16 protein-coding genes and 1 riboswitch are annotated in these 18,651 nt (G+C 64.5%); of the genes, 7 read left to right on the top strand and 9 right to left on the bottom strand.

The window, feature by feature from the left end:
* Positions 1–5: 5 nt before the first annotated feature.
* The 3 genes from BR78_RS0105120 to metE all read left to right on the top strand — a co-directional run bounded on the left by BR78_RS0105120 (position 6) and on the right by metE (position 6,820).
* Positions 6–2,054: a putative bifunctional diguanylate cyclase/phosphodiesterase gene (locus tag BR78_RS0105120; RefSeq protein WP_029935345.1), complete on the top strand. Its 2,049-nt coding sequence runs from the start codon at positions 6–8 to the stop codon at positions 2,052–2,054.
* A 112-nt stretch (positions 2,055–2,166) separates the two neighbouring features.
* Positions 2,167–4,158: a family 43 glycosylhydrolase gene (locus BR78_RS22110; protein ID WP_081855609.1), complete on the top strand. Its 1,992-nt coding sequence runs from the start codon at positions 2,167–2,169 to the stop codon at positions 4,156–4,158.
* Between the two features lie 62 nt (positions 4,159–4,220).
* Positions 4,221–4,425: riboswitch (cobalamin riboswitch) on the top strand.
* Positions 4,426–4,534: 109 nt separating this feature from the next.
* Entirely contained in the window at positions 4,535–6,820 is a 2,286-nt protein-coding gene (gene metE, locus BR78_RS0105105; protein WP_029935343.1) for a 5-methyltetrahydropteroyltriglutamate--homocysteine S-methyltransferase, read from the top strand.
* Positions 6,821–6,949: 129 nt separating this feature from the next.
* On the opposite strand, the gene BR78_RS0105100 is transcribed toward metE, so the two are convergent.
* The 3 genes from BR78_RS0105100 to BR78_RS21590 form a co-directional block, all read right to left on the bottom strand.
* Entirely contained in the window at positions 6,950–7,207 is a 258-nt protein-coding gene (locus BR78_RS0105100) for a hypothetical protein (RefSeq protein WP_231478158.1), read from the bottom strand.
* A complete protein-coding gene (locus BR78_RS0105095) occupies positions 7,177–8,547 on the bottom strand; it encodes a M28 family metallopeptidase (RefSeq protein ID WP_029728750.1) in 1,371 nt (456 codons plus the stop codon). The genes BR78_RS0105100 and BR78_RS0105095 overlap by 31 nt, the downstream gene beginning before the upstream one ends.
* Positions 8,548–9,025: 478 nt before the next feature.
* Positions 9,026–9,466, bottom strand: coding sequence for a hypothetical protein (locus BR78_RS21590; protein ID WP_156022222.1), 441 nt, complete (start codon positions 9,464–9,466; stop codon positions 9,026–9,028).
* Positions 9,467–10,050: 584 nt separating this feature from the next.
* Between BR78_RS21590 and BR78_RS0105090 the strand changes: the two genes are divergently transcribed.
* Entirely contained in the window at positions 10,051–12,072 is a 2,022-nt protein-coding gene (locus BR78_RS0105090; RefSeq protein WP_025561185.1) for a calcium-binding protein, read from the top strand.
* A 359-nt stretch (positions 12,073–12,431) separates the two neighbouring features.
* Positions 12,432–12,800 carry a bleomycin resistance protein gene (locus BR78_RS0105085; RefSeq protein ID WP_025561186.1) on the top strand — a complete coding sequence of 123 codons (369 nt, stop codon included), beginning with the start codon at positions 12,432–12,434 and terminating at the stop codon, positions 12,798–12,800.
* Between the two features lie 45 nt (positions 12,801–12,845).
* Here the strand turns inward: BR78_RS0105085 and BR78_RS0105080 are convergent, their stop codons facing one another.
* Positions 12,846–13,304, bottom strand: a complete 459-nt coding sequence (locus BR78_RS0105080) for a YaiI/YqxD family protein (protein ID WP_025561187.1) — start codon at positions 13,302–13,304, stop codon at positions 12,846–12,848.
* Between the two features lie 281 nt (positions 13,305–13,585).
* Complete coding sequence (locus BR78_RS0105075; RefSeq protein WP_025587728.1) at positions 13,586–15,364, bottom strand: DEAD/DEAH box helicase; 1,779 nt, start codon at positions 15,362–15,364, stop codon at positions 13,586–13,588.
* A gap of 146 nt (positions 15,365–15,510) precedes the next feature.
* Between BR78_RS0105075 and BR78_RS0105070 the strand changes: the two genes are divergently transcribed.
* Complete coding sequence (locus BR78_RS0105070; protein WP_025561072.1) at positions 15,511–15,912, top strand: hypothetical protein; 402 nt, start codon at positions 15,511–15,513, stop codon at positions 15,910–15,912.
* 96 nt (positions 15,913–16,008) lie between these two features.
* On the opposite strand, the gene BR78_RS0105065 is transcribed toward BR78_RS0105070, so the two are convergent.
* The 4 genes from BR78_RS0105065 to BR78_RS0105050 form a co-directional block, all read right to left on the bottom strand.
* The gene (locus BR78_RS0105065; protein WP_025561071.1) at positions 16,009–17,172 is read right to left on the bottom strand and encodes an NAD(P)/FAD-dependent oxidoreductase; all 1,164 of its coding nucleotides are present in this window, start codon (positions 17,170–17,172) and stop codon (positions 16,009–16,011) included.
* A 145-nt stretch (positions 17,173–17,317) separates the two neighbouring features.
* A complete protein-coding gene (locus BR78_RS0105060; protein WP_025561070.1) occupies positions 17,318–17,497 on the bottom strand; it encodes a hypothetical protein in 180 nt (59 codons plus the stop codon).
* A gap of 302 nt (positions 17,498–17,799) precedes the next feature.
* Complete coding sequence (locus tag BR78_RS0105055; RefSeq protein WP_025561069.1) at positions 17,800–18,057, bottom strand: SWIB/MDM2 domain-containing protein; 258 nt, start codon at positions 18,055–18,057, stop codon at positions 17,800–17,802.
* A gap of 32 nt (positions 18,058–18,089) precedes the next feature.
* Positions 18,090–18,296, bottom strand: a complete 207-nt coding sequence (locus tag BR78_RS0105050) for a DUF2945 domain-containing protein (RefSeq protein WP_025561068.1) — start codon at positions 18,294–18,296, stop codon at positions 18,090–18,092.
* 98 nt (positions 18,297–18,394) lie between these two features.
* Between BR78_RS0105050 and BR78_RS0105045 the strand changes: the two genes are divergently transcribed.
* Positions 18,395–18,625 carry a hypothetical protein gene (locus BR78_RS0105045; RefSeq protein ID WP_025561067.1) on the top strand — a complete coding sequence of 77 codons (231 nt, stop codon included), beginning with the start codon at positions 18,395–18,397 and terminating at the stop codon, positions 18,623–18,625.
* Positions 18,626–18,651 lie beyond the last annotated feature (26 nt).

Here is an 18,651-nt window from a genome sequence, read left to right as displayed (position 1 = left end):
CCCTTATGATTGACGTCGCCATGTGCATCGGCAGGGATCATGATCCCTGGCTGGTCCTTCTCGCAGTGTTCGTCTGCTGCACCGGCGCGTTCGCGATCATGCAGATGTTCGGCCGCGCGCAGGTTACGCACGGCGCCCATCGCATCGCATGGCTGTTCCTGACTGCGGTCGGCGCCGGCGCCACGATCTGGTGCACCCATTTCGTGGCGATGCTGGCATATCGCGCAGGAGTTCCGGTCCGGCTCGATCCGGTGCTCACCATCGTCTCGCTGATCGCGGCGATCATCGGCACGGGAGTGGGGTTCGGGATCGCCGTTTCGCGTCGGGGCCGCCTCTATTCGGTCGTCGGAGGCGGAGTCGTCGGGCTCGCGATTTCGGGCATGCACTTCACCGGCATGGCGGCGTATCGGGTCGACGGGCTGGTCGAATGGCGGATCCCCTATGTGGCCGCGTCGGTGCTGTGCTCGGTCGTCTTTGCAGGCGCCGCGCTCGGCGTTTTCACTTCGCCCCGGATCGGCCGCCACCGTGTCGCGGCAGGGACGGCGCTGCTGGTCACGGCGATCGCGACGCTGCATTTCGTGGCAATGACGGCGCTGCGCATCACTCCGCTCCGCCTCAGCACCGCACCGCTCGAGCCGCAGCAGATGCATGCGCTCGCGCTCGCCACGGCGCTGGTGGGGCTGGTGGTGATCACCGCCGGCGTATCCGCGGCGCTGATCGATCGCTGGACTCGTTCGGACGCGATGGATCGGCTGCACCACATGGCGATGAACGACGCGCTCACAGGGTTGCCCAATCGCGTCAATTTCCAGTTGGAGCTCAAGCATCAGCTCGAGATCGCGCGCGCGAACGGTGGCCAGCTGGGCGTGGTGGCGATCGACCTCAACCACTTCAAGGAGATCAACGACGTCCACGGCCATCAGGCCGGCGACCAGGTCCTGCTCCTCGTCGCGCAACGCATGGCAAGCCAGCTCGGACGGAACGAGATGATCGCCCGCTTTGGCGGCGACGAGTTCGTGGCGCTCATTTGCTTCGAGCATCGCGCCCAGCTGACTGCCTTCACCGATCGGCTCAAGACGGTGCTCGAAACCCCGCTGGCGCTTGGGCAGTTCGAGGCGCGGGTCGGTGCCAGCTTCGGCGTCGCGGTCTATCCGACCGACGCGGGCGATGCCGAGACGCTGATGAACAACGCCGATCTGGCGATGTACCGCGCCAAGACCCAGCGCTCGCCCGCGCCCTGTTATTACGATGCACCGCTCGACGAAGCGATCCGCGACCGGCGGGAACTGGCGAACGATCTGCGGATCGCGCTCGATCAGGGCGCGCTCGAGCTTCATTATCAAGTGCAGACGTCGGTCGCGACGCACGCGGTGACCGGCTATGAGGCGCTGCTACGCTGGACCCACCCTATACGCGGGTCGATCGCACCGAGCCTGTTCATCCCGATCGCGGAGGAGAACGGCCTGATCCTGTCGCTGGGCGAATGGGTGCTGCGCCGCGCCTGCTCGGACGCGATTGGCTGGCCTCACGATGCCAAGGTCGCGATCAACGTATCGCCGATGCAGCTGATCCATGCCGATTTGCCGCGATTGTTCCATCAGGTGCTGATCGACACCGGGTTGCCGCCGCGCCGCCTCGAGATCGAGCTGACCGAGACCGCGATCATCGCCGACCGCGACCGTGCGCTGCACGTCCTTCGCCAGATCAAGGCAATGGGAATCGGCGTCGCGCTGGACGATTTCGGCACCGGCTATTCTTCACTGGAGACGTTGCGCGCCTTCCCGTTCGACAAGATAAAGCTCGATCGGCTGTTCGTCTCCGAGCTGGAGCACAGCCCACAGGCAGTGGCGATCGTCCGCGCAGTGCTCGCTTTGGGCAAGAGCCTCGCGATCCCGGTGCTCGCCGAGGGGATCGAGACCGAGCGCCAGCTCGGGGTGCTGCAGCGCGAAGGATGCGACGAAGTGCAGGGCTTCCTGCTCGGCTATCCCCAGGCGCTCGCGGAATATGACCGGCCCGGGCAGATCGACGAACCGTCCGAAGCTGACGCCGCCTGAACGGCGCCAGCATCCTCATTTAGCTCATTGATATGATAAATATTGACATTGCCATCGACCCTTTCGAGAATGCGCGCAAAGTGCCTTAGACACTAGCGACGGGAGCAGGGTGATGGCGAGACGATCGAGCGGAATGGTCGCGCTCATTCTGGCGCTGACGGCGGCAATCACGGCTGACGCGCAGCAAGCGCAAGTGCCGCCCGGCGCGCCCGAAACGCCGTATGTCGATCCTGCCAAGGCCTATCTCTTCGCGCACATGACCAAGGCGCGCTATGGCGTGCTTTATTATTCCGTGAGCGAGGACGGGCTGCACTGGCGGCAGGTCAATGGTGGCCGTCCGGTCTCGGAGGACTATCACGGCCACGCCTCTATCGCGCGCGGCGCTGATGGGCGCTATTTCCTCGTCGGCAATAAGAGTGACGAGGATCCCTATATCCGCTTCTGGGTCTCGGACGATCTGATCCGCTGGACGCCCTGGGGCAACTATAAGCCCGATCTCTCGAACATTCCGGGCCATGCGCGCGCGCTCCAGCGCATCGGTGCGCCCAAGCTGTTCTTCGATCAACGATCGGGCAAGTTCCTGTTGACTTGGCACACGCCGAATGTGCCCGGTGATCCGAAGGATCCCGAGCGCTATTGGGCCAGCCAGCGCACGCTCTATGTCCAGTCGCGCGACCTCAAGACCTTCGAGGGGCGCCCAAGGCGGCTGTTCGACTGGGACATGGCGACGATCGACACGATCCTCCAGCCCGACGATGCCGGGCCGGGCTATTGCGCGATCGTCAAGGACGAGCGCTATCCGTCGTACGACTGGACCACGGGCAAGACGATCCGGATGAGCTGCGCGCCGTCGCTGACGGGCCCCTATCCGCAGCCGGGTCCACCGCTCAGCCCCAATTTCCGCGAGGCGCCGACATTGATCCGCGCGCCCAACGATCAGGACTGGCTGCTCTATTACGAACAATATGCAGGCACGAGCTATGGCCTGTCGAAGGCGCCGCGGCTGCGCGGACCCTGGTATCAGGTCTCGGGAAACAGCGGCGTCGCTGCCTGGGATCGCTATGCGATGCCGGCGGGCCTGCGCCACGGATCGATGATCCAGATCGACCGCAAGCAATATGACGCGATCGTAGCCGCCTTCCCCGACAACGATTCGAAGGCGAAAGCGGGTACCTTCACCAACCCCTTGCTCCCGTCGGGCCCCGATCCCTCGGTCTACCGCGAAGGCGACACTTATTACTACATGCACACGCTGGGCGATCGGCTGGAGATCTGGCGGACGAAGAACATCACGGATCTGGCCAATGCCGAGCGGAAATTGGTCTGGCAGGCGCCGTCGCAGCCCGCACCTAATGGCGTGGCCATCTGGGCGCCCGAGCTGCACCGCATCAATGGCAGCTGGTACATCTATTACACCGCTGCCGAGACCGGCCATAATGACGACGCCCATCGCGGCATCTTCGTCCTGCGCAACAATGCCAGCGATCCGCTCACCGGCGCGTGGCAGGACATGGGCAAGCTGAAGACCCGATACGCGGGCATCGACGGCACTACTTTCGCGGCGGGCGGCAAGCGCTATTTCGTCTATTCGCCCTATGTGGGGCCGGACAGCGTGCTGTCGATCGTCGCGATGCGCGATCCGGTGACGCTGGAGGGACCGGAGACGATCATCGCGCGTCCCGACCAGAGCTGGGAGCGCCAGGGCGGCCGCCAGATCCTCGAAGGGCCGGCCTTCTTCGAGGGGCCGCGTGGCGACATCTACCTCTCTTACTCGGGAAGCGCCTGCTGGTCGGACGATTATGCGGTGGGGCTGCTGCATGCGAAGCCGGGCAGCGACCTGCTCGACGCGAAGTCCTGGACCAAGCGCCTCCAGCCGGTGGTCGCCAAGTCGGCTGCGGCGGGCGTTTATGCACCCGGCCACAACGGCTTCTTCACGACGCCGGGAGGCGAGACTTGGATCGTCTATCACGCCAATCCGGGCCCCGACATGCGCTGCACCCCGAAGCGCTCGCCGCGCATCCAGCGGGTGGAGTGGTCGCGCGACGGCCAGCCGGTCTTCGCTCAGCCGGTAGGCAGTGCCCGGCAGCTCGCCAAGCCGCGCTGAGGCGGGAGTTAACATATAAAGATATCTTTATATGTTACTTGACCGCGCCGCGCCGCAGTGCCAATCGTGACGGCGTCGAAGGTTCTTCGTCCGGGGCGTGCCCCGCGGCGGAGCTAAGACGGGAAGCCGGTGAAATGCCGGCGCTGCCCCCGCAACTGTAAGCGGTGAGCTGCGGTCCATTTGTGTCACTGGGGTTCGCGCCCCGGGAAGACGGATCGTCAGCCGTGACCCGTGAGCCAGGAGACCTGCCTGCGACGCGATAACGTCCACCGGCGGGGTGTCCGGGCTGGCCGCTTGCATGTCGTCGCGGGGTCGCCTCCGGGGCGCCCGCTCGTGTCTGGTTCCTGCCTCGCCCCTTTCTTCGGGGTTGAAGAACATGACCGTCACTGTTGCTACACTGGGGTTCCCGCGCATCGGGCCCCGCCGCGAGCTCAAACACGCGCTCGAGGCTTATTGGGCAGGCAAGACCTCTGAATCCGAACTGCTCGACGCCGCTTCGGGCCTGCGCACCGCCGCCTGGGCGCGGCAGAAGGCGCTCGGCGCCGACTGGCTGCCGTCCAACGATTTTTCGCTCTACGATCATGTTCTCGACACGAGCATGATGCTTGGCGCGATCCCCGAACGCTATCGCAGCGCGGCCGGCGAGGCGGATCTCGCGACCTATTTCGCGATGGCGCGCGGCACCACCGGCGAGGACGACGGCTGCGGCCACGTCCATGGCAGCGTCACTGCCTGCGAGATGACCAAGTGGTTCGACACCAATTATCACTATCTCGTGCCCGAGTTGGCGGGGCAGAAGCTCGCGCTCAATCGCCTGAAGATCGTCGACGAATATCGGGAGGCGAAGGCGCAGGGCTTCGAGACGCGGCCGGTGCTGCTCGGACCGGTCACCTGGCTGAGCCTTGCCAAGGGGCGCGGGGTCGATCCATTCGACATGCTCGACGAAGTGCTGGGCCTCTATGCCGCGATTCTCGGCCAGCTCGCCCATGTCGGTGCCGAATGGGTGCAGATCGACGAGCCGGTGCTGGTGCTCGACCTCGACGAGAAGCAGCGGCGCGCGCTGACTCGCGCTTATGCCCGGCTGTCGCGCTCGGGGCCCAAGCTGATGCTCACCACCTATTTCGGCGGGCTCGGCGAGAATCTGTCCTTCGCCGCGGCTTTGCCGGTGGCGGGGTTGCACGTCGATCTGGCCCGCGCGCCCGAGCAGCTTGATCCGCTGCTCAAGGCCGCGCCGAAGACGATGCTGCTGTCGCTCGGGGTGATCGACGGCCGGAATGTGTGGCGCGCCGATCTCGACGCACTGATCCAGCGGCTCGCGCCGATTGCGGCGGGCCGCGATCTGGTGCTCGCGCCATCCTGCTCGCTGCTCCACGTTCCGGTCGATCTGGCGCTCGAAAGCAAGCTTGGCGATGTGGCCGAATGGCTCGCCTTCGCGGTGCAGAAGGTCGAGGAACTGTCGGTCCTCAAGCGTGCGTTGAACGAGGGGCGGGCGAGCGTCGCCGAGGAACTGGCAAAGGCCGCGCGCGCGAATGCGGATCGCCGCGCCTCGCCGCGCGTCCACGATCCGGAGGTCGCCATCCGGACCGCGGCGGTGACCGATGCGATGTACGAACGCCGCTCGAATTTCGGCGAGCGGATCGTGGCGCAGGCGGTGGTGCTCGATCTGCCGGCGTTCCCGACCACGACGATCGGTTCGTTCCCGCAGACCGCGGAGGTGCGCAATGCCCGGGCACGGCGCAATCGCGGCGAGCTGGACGGCGCGGCATATGAGGCGTTCCTGCGGGAGGAGACGGCGCGGACGATCGCCTGGCAGGAGGAGGTCGGGCTCGACATGCTCGTCCATGGCGAGTTCGAGCGCAACGACATGGTCCAATATTTCGGCGAGCAGCTCTCGGGGTTCGCGTTCACCGTCAACGGCTGGGTGCAGAGCTATGGCTCGCGGTGCGTGCGGCCGCCGATCCTGTTCGGCGACGTTTCCCGTCCGACGCCGATGACGGTCGAATGGTGGCTTTATGCGCAGAGCCTGACCGCCAAGCCGGTTAAGGGCATGCTCACCGGGCCCGTCACCATCCTCAACTGGTCGTTCGTGCGTGACGACCAGCCGCGGGAGGCTTCGTGCCGGCAGATCGCGCTGGCGATCCGCGACGAGGTGGTCGACCTCGAGGCGGCGGGATGCAAGGCGATCCAGATCGACGAGGCGGCGCTTCGGGAAGGGTTGCCGCTGCGCCGGCGAGACTGGGAGGCCTATCTCGAATGGGCGGTGGCCTGCTTCCGGCTCTCCGCGGCGGGGGTGGCGGACGCGACGCAGATCCACACGCACATGTGCTATTCGGAGTTCAACGACATCCTGCCGGCGATCGGGGCGATGGACGCCGATGTGATCTCGATCGAGACCGCGCGCTCGCAGATGGAGCTGCTCGAGGGCTTCGCCGCATATCGCTACCCCGGTGCGATCGGGCCGGGGGTGTACGACATCCACGCGCCACGCGTGCCGGGCGAGGACGAGATGGTGGCGCTGATGCGGCTGGCGCAGCAGCATCTGCGGCCTGACCAGCTCTGGGTGAACCCCGATTGCGGGCTCAAGACGCGGAAGTGGGACGAAGTGAAGCCGGCGATCGAGGCGATGGTCGCCGCCGCACGGACGCTGCGCGCCGCGGCGTGACCTAACTCCCTCTCTCCGCTTGCGGGGAGAGGGCCGGGGAGAGGGGCGTGTCGATAATGCATCCGGCTTGCCCCTCTCCCGACCTCACTTCGTTCGATCACCCTCTCCCCTGAAGGGGAGAGGGAATTATCAGTCCGTCGTCACCAGCGGGTACTTCCCCCGGACATCGTCGAGCAGGCGCTCGATGATCGCATTCTCGCCGTTGCTGCCCGAGGGGGCGACCGACCAGTTGCAATGCGGATGCGTCTCGGGACTGTAGACGCGGACCTTGCCCAATGCCGCGCGCCAGTCGCGCTTGCTGCCGCCCGCCTTGCGCACCAAAGCCGTCACCAGCAGGTCCTGCAATTCGCCGGCCGTCATTCGGTCGGGCGGCCGCCCGGCTTCCATTCGGGCTTCGCCTTGCTGTCCGCCAGGCTGGCGAGCGGCGCGACCAGCGACTGGATCGCCCGCGCCATGAAGGGCAGATCGAGGTTCGCCACGGTATCTTCGGGAGTGTGATAGGTCGGCACCGTCGCCCAGCCCGAGACGGTGTGGGCGACCACGCCCTTCAGCGCCAAGGCATAATTGTCCGAGCGCTGGAAGAAGTTCTGCTCAGGGTACGGATCGGTGGTGACCAGAGCGCCGTGCGCCTTCAGCGTCTCGCCGAAGGTCGAGCGCTCATAGCCGGTCATCATCATCGTGCCGGCGGGGAGCTTGGGATCCTGCTGGCCGATCATCTCGATCTCGAGATTGGCGACCAGGTCCGACAGCGGCACCGGCGGGTGCTCGGCGAACCAGCGCGCGCCGAAGCCGCCGGCTTCCTCGCTGCCATAAGCGACGAACAATATGCCGCGGCGATGCTTCCTGCCGACGAGCGTCCGCGCCAGCTCGAGCACCGCGGCGGTGCCCGAGGCATCGTCATTGGCGCCGTACATCACCTTGCCGTCGGGGCGGACGCCGAGATGGTCGAGATGCGCGGTGATCAGGATCACGCCCGCCTTCGGATCGGTGCCCGGCAGATAGCCCAGGGCGTTGGTGGTGACCTGCGCCTGCTCGACGAGGCCGGGCAGTTCGAGCGCCACGTCGGCGCCGTCCTGCGCGGCGAGCTTGTCGAACGCGGCGTCGCCGAGCGCCAGCACGGTCGGGCGCACCCGCGGCGTCTCGCCCTTGATATAGCGGGGCAGACGGGGGCGGCCGCCGATGCGCTCATAATAGCCGCGCACCTGATCGGTGGCGCGGATGATCACCAATTTGACCTTCGAGGGATCGACCCCGCCGGCGAACTGGAGGCCGTTCACCTCCGCGCCGGTGACGATCACGGCGTCGGCGGCGGGAACCTGCTTCGGATCGGTGCCCGCATAGGCCACCAATTTGCCGCGGACCGGCTGGCCCGTGGAGGAGAAGAGCAAGGGCGCATCGACCGGGCTGCCGTTTGCGGTGAGCACCGGCGTTCCGTCGAGCCGCAGGCTGATCACGTCGATCGGCTGGGTGTATCCGGTCATCCCCGGCGCGGTGGCGAGGCGATAGCCGCGGAACATCGAGGCGACATAAGCGGCGGCGGCGGCCTCGTCCGGCGTCGCGCTGCCGCGGCCGCGCAGCGCCGGGCCGGCGAGGTAATCGACATGCGCACGGACATGCTCGGGCGTGATCGCCGCGGGGCCGCGCTGGGCGTGCGCGGGCGCGGTCAGCCCGGTCGCCAGCGCGCCGGCGAGGAGGATGGTCTTCAGCTTGGTGCGTGCGATCGGCATATATTCTCCCCCGTCAATGCCGGGCGCTTATCCAACATCCCTGTTGGATTCCAGCCGGCTAACTTCGCATTTTTCCCGCGAATCGTGAAATTTCGTTACGCGTGCGAGCAACTTAATGTCGTGGTGAGGGTGTTTCGGCGTCCTACAAAGCGGTGAAAAGCCGAGTCGCGGGCGCCGGAGGCCGGTGCGACGGTCGTTGCCGCGTGAAAAGCGGTGCTCGGTGCGTCGAAAACGCGGGAAAGTGGTAAAAGGGCGCAGAAAGTGCGTACAAAATGAGGCGAACCGCATGTGTCGCGTGATCGCTGCCGACGATGTCAAAGAGCGGCCAGCAAGGCGGGCCGCCCGAGGCAAGCAGACGAAATCCTACATTGCAAGGCTGGACCATTGAGGCTGATCGCTAGCAATCCATCCATTTCTGGAACGAAGTTGGATAGCGAACGTCCGCCGCCCGTGTGATCGAAAGCGAACCGTTATACAGTTATTGAAGTCGAAGCGGAGGCGCGCCTGCTGCCGTTCTTATCTCGATCACGCGCATTCCATCGAACCGGAATGCCGTTCTTGCACTTCCCTTGTTTAGTTGTGGATCGCAATTCCATTGCACCGACACCCAGTTAATGCCGCTGCCGCTAGGCCTGCCCGGCTTGCATTCGCGGAATTGCTCCAAGGACGCGGCCGAAAAATGAGCACCGTTCCGCCTTCGGGGCGTTGCATCGAAATCCGACGCATATTTCACCCCCAAAACCTTCAAAGACCGGAGCTTCCTCTGATCATTCTCGCGGACAGCATCTAAAACGCTTGCGACTATCGCGGCCCTCTGTCGGGCCACGGAGATGTCGCGTTGCAATTGCTCCCGATTGATTCCATCGGCATTTGGCGTTTGCTGGAAAGCGAATAAGCCAAAGAGCAATAATTCCAGCATCGGTCTATCCTAGAAATTCCGCGAGATATCTAGCACATCGCGCCATAACCATGATGTGAAGGTTGGCGGTTAACCTGCGGTAGACGTTCTTTTCTGCGTCATTTGGACAAATTCCACATAGACATCGCGGCCGCAATTCATCAGCCTGTATATCATGGGTCGTGGTCGATGCGCAGCGGTGTTATTCGGAAGTCTCCGCGCTTCCATCGCAGCGCTCCTATGGGCAGCGCTTGCTTTGGCAGGGTGCTCGCGCGCAGAGCAGGGATCCGATACCTGCAGCCGACAAAATCCAGTGGGAACGCAAGTCGCCTTCGACGCCGCACGCGCCGAGCTACACCGGCGAATGCGTACGGAGGGAATCCCAGAAGCGAAGGACCCGAGTTTTTACTTTCGGCCGGATTGCTGCAGCGTTGAAACCGTACGCCATAGCATGCTTGTCCGTGCGATAGCCGGTAACGTTTACGCGACGCACTACATTGTGACGCTTAGATTACATAATATTCCTCGACATCCGTACCATGTCGCTAAGTACAGCGTCAGCTCTTGCGGAAAAATAACAGACACACTCTGACGAGGAAACAAGGATGACTTTTCCTGCAACTGTCGAAAATGTTCTGTCTCTTTACCTGTATGGTACGGCGGACAAGCCTGAGCATTTTGCTGACAGGCTAAGGGATTTGCCTCCCGAGGCAACCTATCCTGTCACAGTCGACGCTGTCGCATATATGGAAAGCGTTGGCAGATACGCCTATGCAGCGCGCGCGACCGTAATTCAGGATTTCTTCGAAGGCAGAATTTCGTCCTCGATGGGCGTAACGGACGCAACCGGTCGAACCACCCTTTCGATAGCGGACTATCTGTCGCAGTCTAACAATGACGTCTCCGTTCTATCTTTTGTTGTTTCACAATATGGTACCGATACGGCTGGTGCCGATTTCAAGGAAAGGGCATTCATCTGGGGCACTACACAATTTTCGATAGACCCCTCGGCGACATTTGTCTGGGAAAACGGTCAACTTTCTATTGAGAACCTCGTTGTTGCTCCTTTTGACAATGTCGGTGCAGATGAGAATTTCGATTTTGAAGCGGGAAGCGAATATGCCCAGATGGTGAATGATAACTTCTTTCAGCCTTACATAGACCCATATGAAATAGGCCGAAAGATTGATATAGAGTTCGTCAACAGAGATCAGTTGCCAACCAATATTTCTTATTCATCGACTGATTTTTACTCGGATAAATTAAGAATTAATCAGACGAGTTCTACAATTGATCTATTGGCTCTTCCAGCTCAGGCGGCGCTCCTGCTGGCAGACATTCTATCGTCGGAGGTGGTCGAGTATTTTTTCGAAGACAAACTTATCGTCTACGGCTCCTATCTAGGTGATGTGATTACCCCGGCGAGCGCTATCTACCCTCTGAGTACTGGGGACCTGAGTGGGTACGGGCTCGCAATCGCTACTGGCTCGGGGAATGACCAGATCATCGGCTCGGCGAACGACGACCTTATCTACTCCGGTCTCGGAGATGACATAGTCGATGGGGGAGATGGAAGCGACACGTTGCACGGCGGCGCCGGCGCCGACTATCTCGATGGTGGCGCGGGCCGCGATACCATTTCATTTGAAGGTGCCACTGAAGGCGCCGTGCTCATTCGATCAAATAACCTGCTTCTGGGGCTAGGCTCCTCCACCAGCGATGCATATGGCGACACGCTTACTGGTTTTGAGGTCGTCGTCGGTTCAGATTTTGATGATCAACTCGAGCTCCTCAATGCGGGCATGGAAGCCTATGGCGGCGCGGGTGCCGATATCATCCGGGGAGGGAATGGCGACGATTTCATAGACGGCGGCGATGGGGCGAACATTCTCATCGGAGGCGCAGGCAGTGATCAGATGGTCGGCGGTTCTGACGCGGACTTTATCCGAGCCGATGGTAAAGACACAGCGCAACAATCTTGGATGCCTACGGTATTTGGCGGCGAAGGTCACGACGCAATTGTAATTGAAGGATCGCCATCTCAGGCTGAATTTACAGCACAAGGAGGGGTAGGCAATGATTACGTAGTTGTGGGTGCCAATATCAGTTTGGACTATCGATTTAATACGGGAGATGGGCACGATCACATTGTTCTGGAAGATGGCGCGAATTTAGGAATGCTGAGAGTTGATAGCAGCCAATCAGAATGGAGCGTAGAGTTTTACGTCGATAGTGTTGAATATGGTGGTCCAGTTAGCGAGAGTGGCTACGACTGGTACGGAGCTACCGGATCGCTTGTTTTGATGCACGACGGAAATTCAGACAGTATTACAATATCAAATTTCACTATTGGTATTCAAACCGAGCATAACTTTACGGACTTCGACCACATTACGATGGATGATGTGTGGGGATATATGGTGAATATATCGGGTGAATTTGGTTCAATGCTACACAGCACAATGCAGGGCGAGCGGAGGCCTTGGCACCCATCATGGGAAACATCGGGAGGAGAATTCGAGCTATTTTCGGGTAGTGTCGAGAACGCCTACGCTACCGCGTTGGATGATTTTAATGCGGCGAGGTCTGGTAGCCCGTCAATTCCGTCAGAACTTTGGCTTACGTAACGACCAACCCCAGTCGTCGGATTATTCGGCGGCTCCTTAGGTTTCAACAGACACCGCGCGCCTGTCTGAACGAGCGGCAGCTTACGGGGTCAGCGACATTGGTGCCGAACGACTGCAATCGAGCGCATAACTGCCAGTGGTTCCCCACTGAGGTTGTTCACCTCTTCGCCACCCGCCCCGCTTAACCGCCACCACCGCCGCATTCAGCGCTTGCAGGAACCGCGAGCGATCCGCCACCGCCACTCGAGCTGGTGGCGAAGGGTTTGCCCGCGCGGTGAAGGAGCCTGCTGCTACCGGTTTGCCGCCCGTCTCCGTTTGTGAGACCTTGCGCGACCTAATCGAAGCAGGGAGGATGTCCCGTGCTCATTCCGTTGCTGACCGTGCGCGATATTCCGGAGGCGGTTGCCTTCTACACGCGCGTCCTCGACTTCGAACTCGCTTCCGTCATGCCCGAGGAGGCGCCGTTCTATGCCGTGCTGACCCGCGGTGGGGACGAGATGCACCTCAACTTGACGCCGGGAGAGGGGCGGTTCGGGCATTGTTCCGCGATCGTGCTTTGCGACCACGTCGACGCGCTGTTCGCGTCGTTCTTGGCACGGGGGCTTCCGGTGCCGGGTCGCGCCGGCTCGCCTGTGCATGAAGCGCCCTTGGATCAGACCTGGGGTACGCGTGAATTCTATGTCGACGATCCCAGCGGGAACACGTTGGTGTTCCAGCAGCGGCGCTGAGATCGCTCCTTTTTCCCTTGTGGGGAGAAGGGAGGGGCCGGCCCGCTAACCGCCTCGCTTCACCGCCACCACCGCCGCGTCCAGCGCCTGCAGGAACCGCGACCGATCCGCCGCCGCGAAGGGTTTCGGGCCGCCGAGCTGGTCGCCGCCCGCGCGCAGGTCCGCCATGATCGCGCGCGTGGCGATGGCGCCGCCGATCGAGCTGGTGGTGAAGGGCTTGCCGGTGGGGGCGAGGACGCGGGCGCCGGCCTTCAGCGCGCGGTCGGCGAGGAGGATGTCGGCGGTGATCACGATCGCGCCGGGAGCGGATTGCTCGGCGATCCAGTCGTCGGCGGCGTCGAAGGCATCGCTCACCACCTGGCGGGTGAGCAGCGGATGCGCGGGGATGCGGAGGTGCTGGTTGCTGACCACGACGACGGGAACCTCGTGGCGCCAGGCGACCTTGTAGATTTCCTCCTTCACCGGGCAGGCATCGGCGTCGACGAGGATGCGGGGGTTGGGCATGGGCTATTCCTCTGGTCGAAGTGGCGGGTTCTTCGTGCCTATTCGCCATAGTCCGATACGGCCTTGGACTAGACCATTCCTCTCCCCTTGATAGGGGAGAGGATAGCGAAGCTTGGCAGCTTGCTGCCTAGCGCAGCTTGGTGAGGGGTAGGGCGGAGCGGCGCTCCGCGCGGCCGCCTTGCGGCCGCACCCCCTCACCCAGCTCCGACTAAGGCTTTGCTTCGCAAAACCTAAGTCTGCGCAACCCTCTCCCCCTACGGGGGCGAGGGAAGAATAAGGCTTCAGCGCGTCGGCGGGCCCTTGCGGTGGGGTTTGGCCTTGTACGGCGTCTGGGGGGGGCTGGGGTCCTGACGGCGCTGCGGACGGCCTTCGCCCTGGTGCGGGGGGCGGGGGCCGCTGTGGTGCGAGGGGCGTCCGCCGCCTTGGTGCGGGCTGCGGGCGCCGCCGCCGTGCTGGGGCGGGCCGTCGCGCGAGGGCTCGATGCGGACGTCCTCTTCGCCTTCGGTGGTGCGCGCGACCGCAGCGGCGAACTTGGCGGCGATGGCTCTGGGCACCTGGAAGAAAGTCTCGTTCGGGCCGATGCGGATCGCGCCGATCTCGTTCTTGGTGATGTGGCCGCGACGGCAGATCAAAGGCAGGATCCAGCGCGGATCGGCGTTCTGGCGGCGGCCGATATCCATGTGGAACCAGGCGATGTCGTCGAAGCCGGGGCGGTGACGCTCCTGCTGGGCGGCGCGGCGCCCTTCCGGAGTCTGCTCGATCATCTCCTCGGGCTGCGGCATCGCGGCGCGATGGGCGTGGACCAATGCGGCGGCGATCTCCTGCGGAGTCTTCTCGGCGAGCAGGCGCTCGGCGAGGGCGGCGTCTTCCTCGTCGGTCTCGATCGGCGCGAGCAGGGCGGCGAGGAGGCGCTCGCGATCGTTGGCGCGGATCGCCTCGGGGGTGGGGGCCTCGATCCACTCGGCGTTGATGCGCGCGCCCTTGAGCATCATCTCGACGCGGCGGCGGCGCGGATAGGGGACGAGGAGGACCGCGGTGCCCTTCTTGCCGGCGCGGCCGGTGCGGCCCGAGCGGTGCTGGAGCGCCTCGGCGTCGCGCGGCAGCTCGACATGGATGACGAGGCTGAGGGTGGGCAAATCGATGCCGCGCGCGGCGACGTCGGTGGCGACGCAGACGCGGGCCCTACGATCGCGCAGGGCCTGGAGCGCGTGGTTGCGCTCGGACTGGCTGTGCTCGCCCGAGAGCGCGACGGCGGAGAAGCCGCGCTCGACGAGGGTGGCGTGCAAGTGGCGGACATTGTCGCGCGTGGCGCAGAACAGGATCGCGGTCTCGGCCTCGTGGAAGCGGAGCAGGTTGATCACCGCATGCTCGGTGTCCGAGGGCGAGATGGTGACGCACTGATAGGCGATGTCGCCATGGCCGCGATCCTCGCCGACGGTCGAGATGCGCAGCGCGTCGGTCTGGTAGCGGCGGGCGAGCGCGACGATCGGCTTGGGCATCGTCGCCGAGAACAGGAGCGTGCGGCGCTCGTTGGGGGTGGCGTCGAGGATGTGCTCGAGATCGTCGCGGAAGCCCATGTCGAGCATCTCGTCGGCTTCGTCGAGGACGGCGGCGCGGAGGGCCGAGAGGTCGAGCGCGCCGCGTTCGAGATGGTCGCGCAGGCGCCCGGGCGTGCCGACGACGATGTGCGCGCCGTGGTTGAGCTGGCGGCGCTCCTTCGACGCGTCCATGCCGCCGACGCAGGTGGCGATGCGCGCGCCGCTCTGGCCGTAGAGCCACATCAGTTCGCGGCTGACCTGGAGCGCGAGTTCGCGGGTCGGGGCGATGATGAGGGCGAGCGGCTCGCGGCTGGGGACGATCCGGCCGTCCTCGCCGATCAGCTCGCCGGCCATTGCGAGGCCGAAGGCGACTGTCTTGCCCGAGCCGGTCTGGGCGGAGACGATGAGGTCGCGGCCCTGTGCCTCGGGCTCGAGGACGGCGGCCTGGACGGGGGTGGGCGCGGAATAATCACGCGCGGCGAGCGCTTCGGCGAGAAGCGCGGGGAGGTTCTGGAATTCCATGGAACCGCGCACATGGGCGCGGAGGGCGTCAAGGGCAAGTTAAATCGCGGTCGGCGGGGGAAGTCCTGAGGCGGGCGCGGGATTAAGCGGGGGTTCAGTCGGCGGGGGAGAGGCTGAGTGGAAGGGCCATCAGGGGAGACTTGCGCATGCGTGTGGTTGCGATCGGAATGTTCGTCCTCGCTACGGCGGCGGCCGCGCCGGCATCGGCGCAGATCGCGGGATCGATGCGGGGGCTTTCGGGGAGCCCGTCGATCCGCGGGGATATCCGGCTCCCCGAACCGGCCGATCCGGGGCTGGTGCGCGGCGTCTCGATATCGCGCGATGTCCGCGGCGTCCGGGCCGACATCGAGGCCGGGCGGCAGGCGGGGCAGCTGAGCCGGAGCGAGGCGCGGGCGCTGCGCCGCGAGAGCCGTCGGATCGAGGCGATGAGCGCGCGCTTTTCCAATGGCGGCTATACCGAGGCCGAAGTGGCGTTGCTGCGCGGCCGCACCGAGGCGTTGCGCAGCGCGACGGTGACGAAGCGGACGCAGGGGATGCAGGGCAAGTAGCGCCCGATTTTTCCGTTCGTTTCGAGCGTAGTCGAGAAACCTTGGGCGGCATTCGTGACTGTTTCTCGACTTCGCTCGAAACGAACGGTTTATGCCTCAGAGAGCCTGCGCAGCTGCCCAGCCACTCGCCCAGGCCCATTGGAAATTATAGCCGCCGAGCCAGCCGGTGACGTCGACTGCCTCGCCGATCGCGTAGAGGCCGGGGACTTTCCGGGCCTCCATCGTTTGCGAGGACAGCTCGGCGGTGCTGATCCCGCCGATCGTGACTTCGGCCTTGGCGAACCCCTCGGTGCCATTGGGGAGGAAGGGCCATGCGGCGAGGCGGCGTTCGGCTTCCTGCAGCTTGCGGTCGGGGAGGTTGCCGAGATCTCCGGGGAGCGCGAGCTGTTCGGCGAGGGTTTCGGCGAGGCGGCCGGGCAGGGCCTCGGCGAGCAGTTTGCGCAGCGCCGCGCGAGGGTTGGTGCGCTTGGCGTCGGTGAGCCAGTTCGCGGGGCGACCGGGGAGGAAGTCGATCTGGATCGGCTCGCCGTGACGCCAATAGCTCGAGATCTGGAGGATCGCGGGGCCCGAGAGGCCGCGATGGGTGAAGAGCGCGGCTTCGGGGAAGGCGGCCTTGCCGGCGCGGGCGATGACGTGGGTCGAGACGCCGGAAAGCTCGCGGAACAGCGCCTGATCGGGCGGGAGCGTGAGCGGGACGAGCGCGGGGCGGGGCTCGACGATCTTGAGGCCGAAGCGGCGGGCGAGATCATAGGCGAAACCGGTGGCGCCCATCTTGGGGATCGAGGGGCCGCCGGTGGCGATCACCAGTGCCGGGGCTTCGGCGTCGCCTGCCCGGTAGCGGCCATCTGCGTGATCGACTTCACCGACGCTGCGTCCGGTCCCGATCTCGACCTGGCCGCGCGCGCATTCGTCGAGCAGCATGTCGACGATCTGGCGCGCCGAGCCGTCGCAGAAGAGCTGGCCGAGCGTCTTCTCGTGCCACGCGATGCGATGGCGCTCGACCAGAGCGAGGAAATCCTGCGCGGTGTAGCGGCCAAGGGCGGACTTGGCGAAATGCGGGTTGGCCGAGAGATAGCGGTCGGGCGCGGTGTGGATGTTGGTGAAGTTGCAGCGGCCGCCGCCGGAGATCAGGATCTTCTTGCCGACCTCCGAGGCGTGATCGAGCAGCAGGACGCGCCGACCGCGCTGGCCGGCGACCGCGGCGCACATCAGGCCGGCGGCGCCGCCGCCGAGGATGATCGCGTCGTAGATGCGGCTCACCTGGCCATTTCCTCTTCGTCACCCCGGCCGGAGTGCCGGGGTCCACGGGGCGGCGAGGCGAGAAGCTCGAGCCTCTTGCCCTGCCGTGGTGGCGCGGTGGACCCCGGCCCAAGGCCGGGGTGACGGATGGGGGCAGGCAAGACGCTCAATGCAGCTTGGCGATGCTCAGGCCGTCGAGCTTGGCGCGCTCTTTCACCGATTCCTCGCTGCGGGTGAGCGCCTTGGCGATCGCCTTGAGCGCCATGCCCTTCTTGGCGAGGGTATGCAGTTTCTGGATCTCGTCGGTGCGCCAGGGCTGGCGGTGGCGTTCGAAACGCTCGGACATGGCTCGTCTCCTGTTATGGCTCCGCCATGCCAGCGACGACGGCGCGTGACCACCGAGGAAAAGCTGTGGATAAATGCGGCGGAGCGCCGATTCAGCGCGGTGGATCGGGCTCTTTTCCAGCCTCAGGCGAGTGAATTGAGGCGATCCGCCAGGTCTTGCCGTGCTGTGGGCGTCGTTGCTCACCACCTGAGTCGTCTCGGGCACACCTGCCCTCGGGCTCCCGTAAAGCGAAAGGGGCGGGCCTCTCGCGAGACCCGCCCCCTGTCAGCGTCAGTCCTGCCGGCGCAGCGCCGGCGCGGGCCTCACTTGACGTGCTTGGAAATGTGCTTGTTCATCTCGAACATCGTGACCTTGTCGGCGCCGAAGATCGGCTTCAGGGTCGCGTCCGCCAGAATTTCCCGCTTGTTTGCAGGGTTTTGGAGGTTGTTCTTCTTGATGTAATCCCACATCTTGCTGACAATCTCGCTGCGGGGCAGATCGGCGGTGCCGACGATCTTGGCCAGCTCGGGCGAGGGTGTAACCGGCTTGGCGATGCCACCGCGTGCTTTCGTCTCAGCCATATTCTTCGTCTCCTGTTCTGCCCGTTGCCGGGCTATTCCTTCGTCAGCGCCCCCGGCTTGTGGGAAGCCTTTCCGCCGTTGTCGCTCTCGACGATGTATTGCGGTTCGTGCTCGGATGCACGCACCTGATGCCCTTTGATCGTGGTATCGCGCGTCTGTCTAGACACGACTTTGCCTTGCGCGGTGCCTCCGGGCGATTTCCAGCCGACCCGATCGGCCTTTTTCAGATGCTTCGCCATGCGGGTTTCTCCGGTCGACCGCAGGCGAGGCGCATGTTGCCCGGTAGGCCGGCGGCGTCGATCGTGCTAGGAACGCCCCTCCACAGGGAGGGCAGACGATGCGGGTTCTGGTGTTGGGCGGGCTCCTGGCGTTGACGGCATGCGGGGGCGGCGGGACCACCGGGACCAATTATTCGGACGCGCCGCCCATGGCGGAGATCGTCGCGACGCCGACCCCCCGGGCAAGCGAAACGCCCGAAGAAGCGCCCGCCGCAGCGGAAGATGCTCCGGACAATGCCGCCGTGGACAATGCAGCGGATGCCGAGGCCGTGGCGAACACCACTGCCTGACCGGGCGCCTGACGCAAATCGGGGCT

This window comes from Sphingomonas sp. UNC305MFCol5.2 (genome assembly GCF_000712135.1).
In the GTDB taxonomy this organism is placed as follows: Bacteria; Pseudomonadota; Alphaproteobacteria; order Sphingomonadales; family Sphingomonadaceae; genus Sphingomonas.
This window is presented reverse-complemented; position numbering and strand designations above follow the sequence as displayed.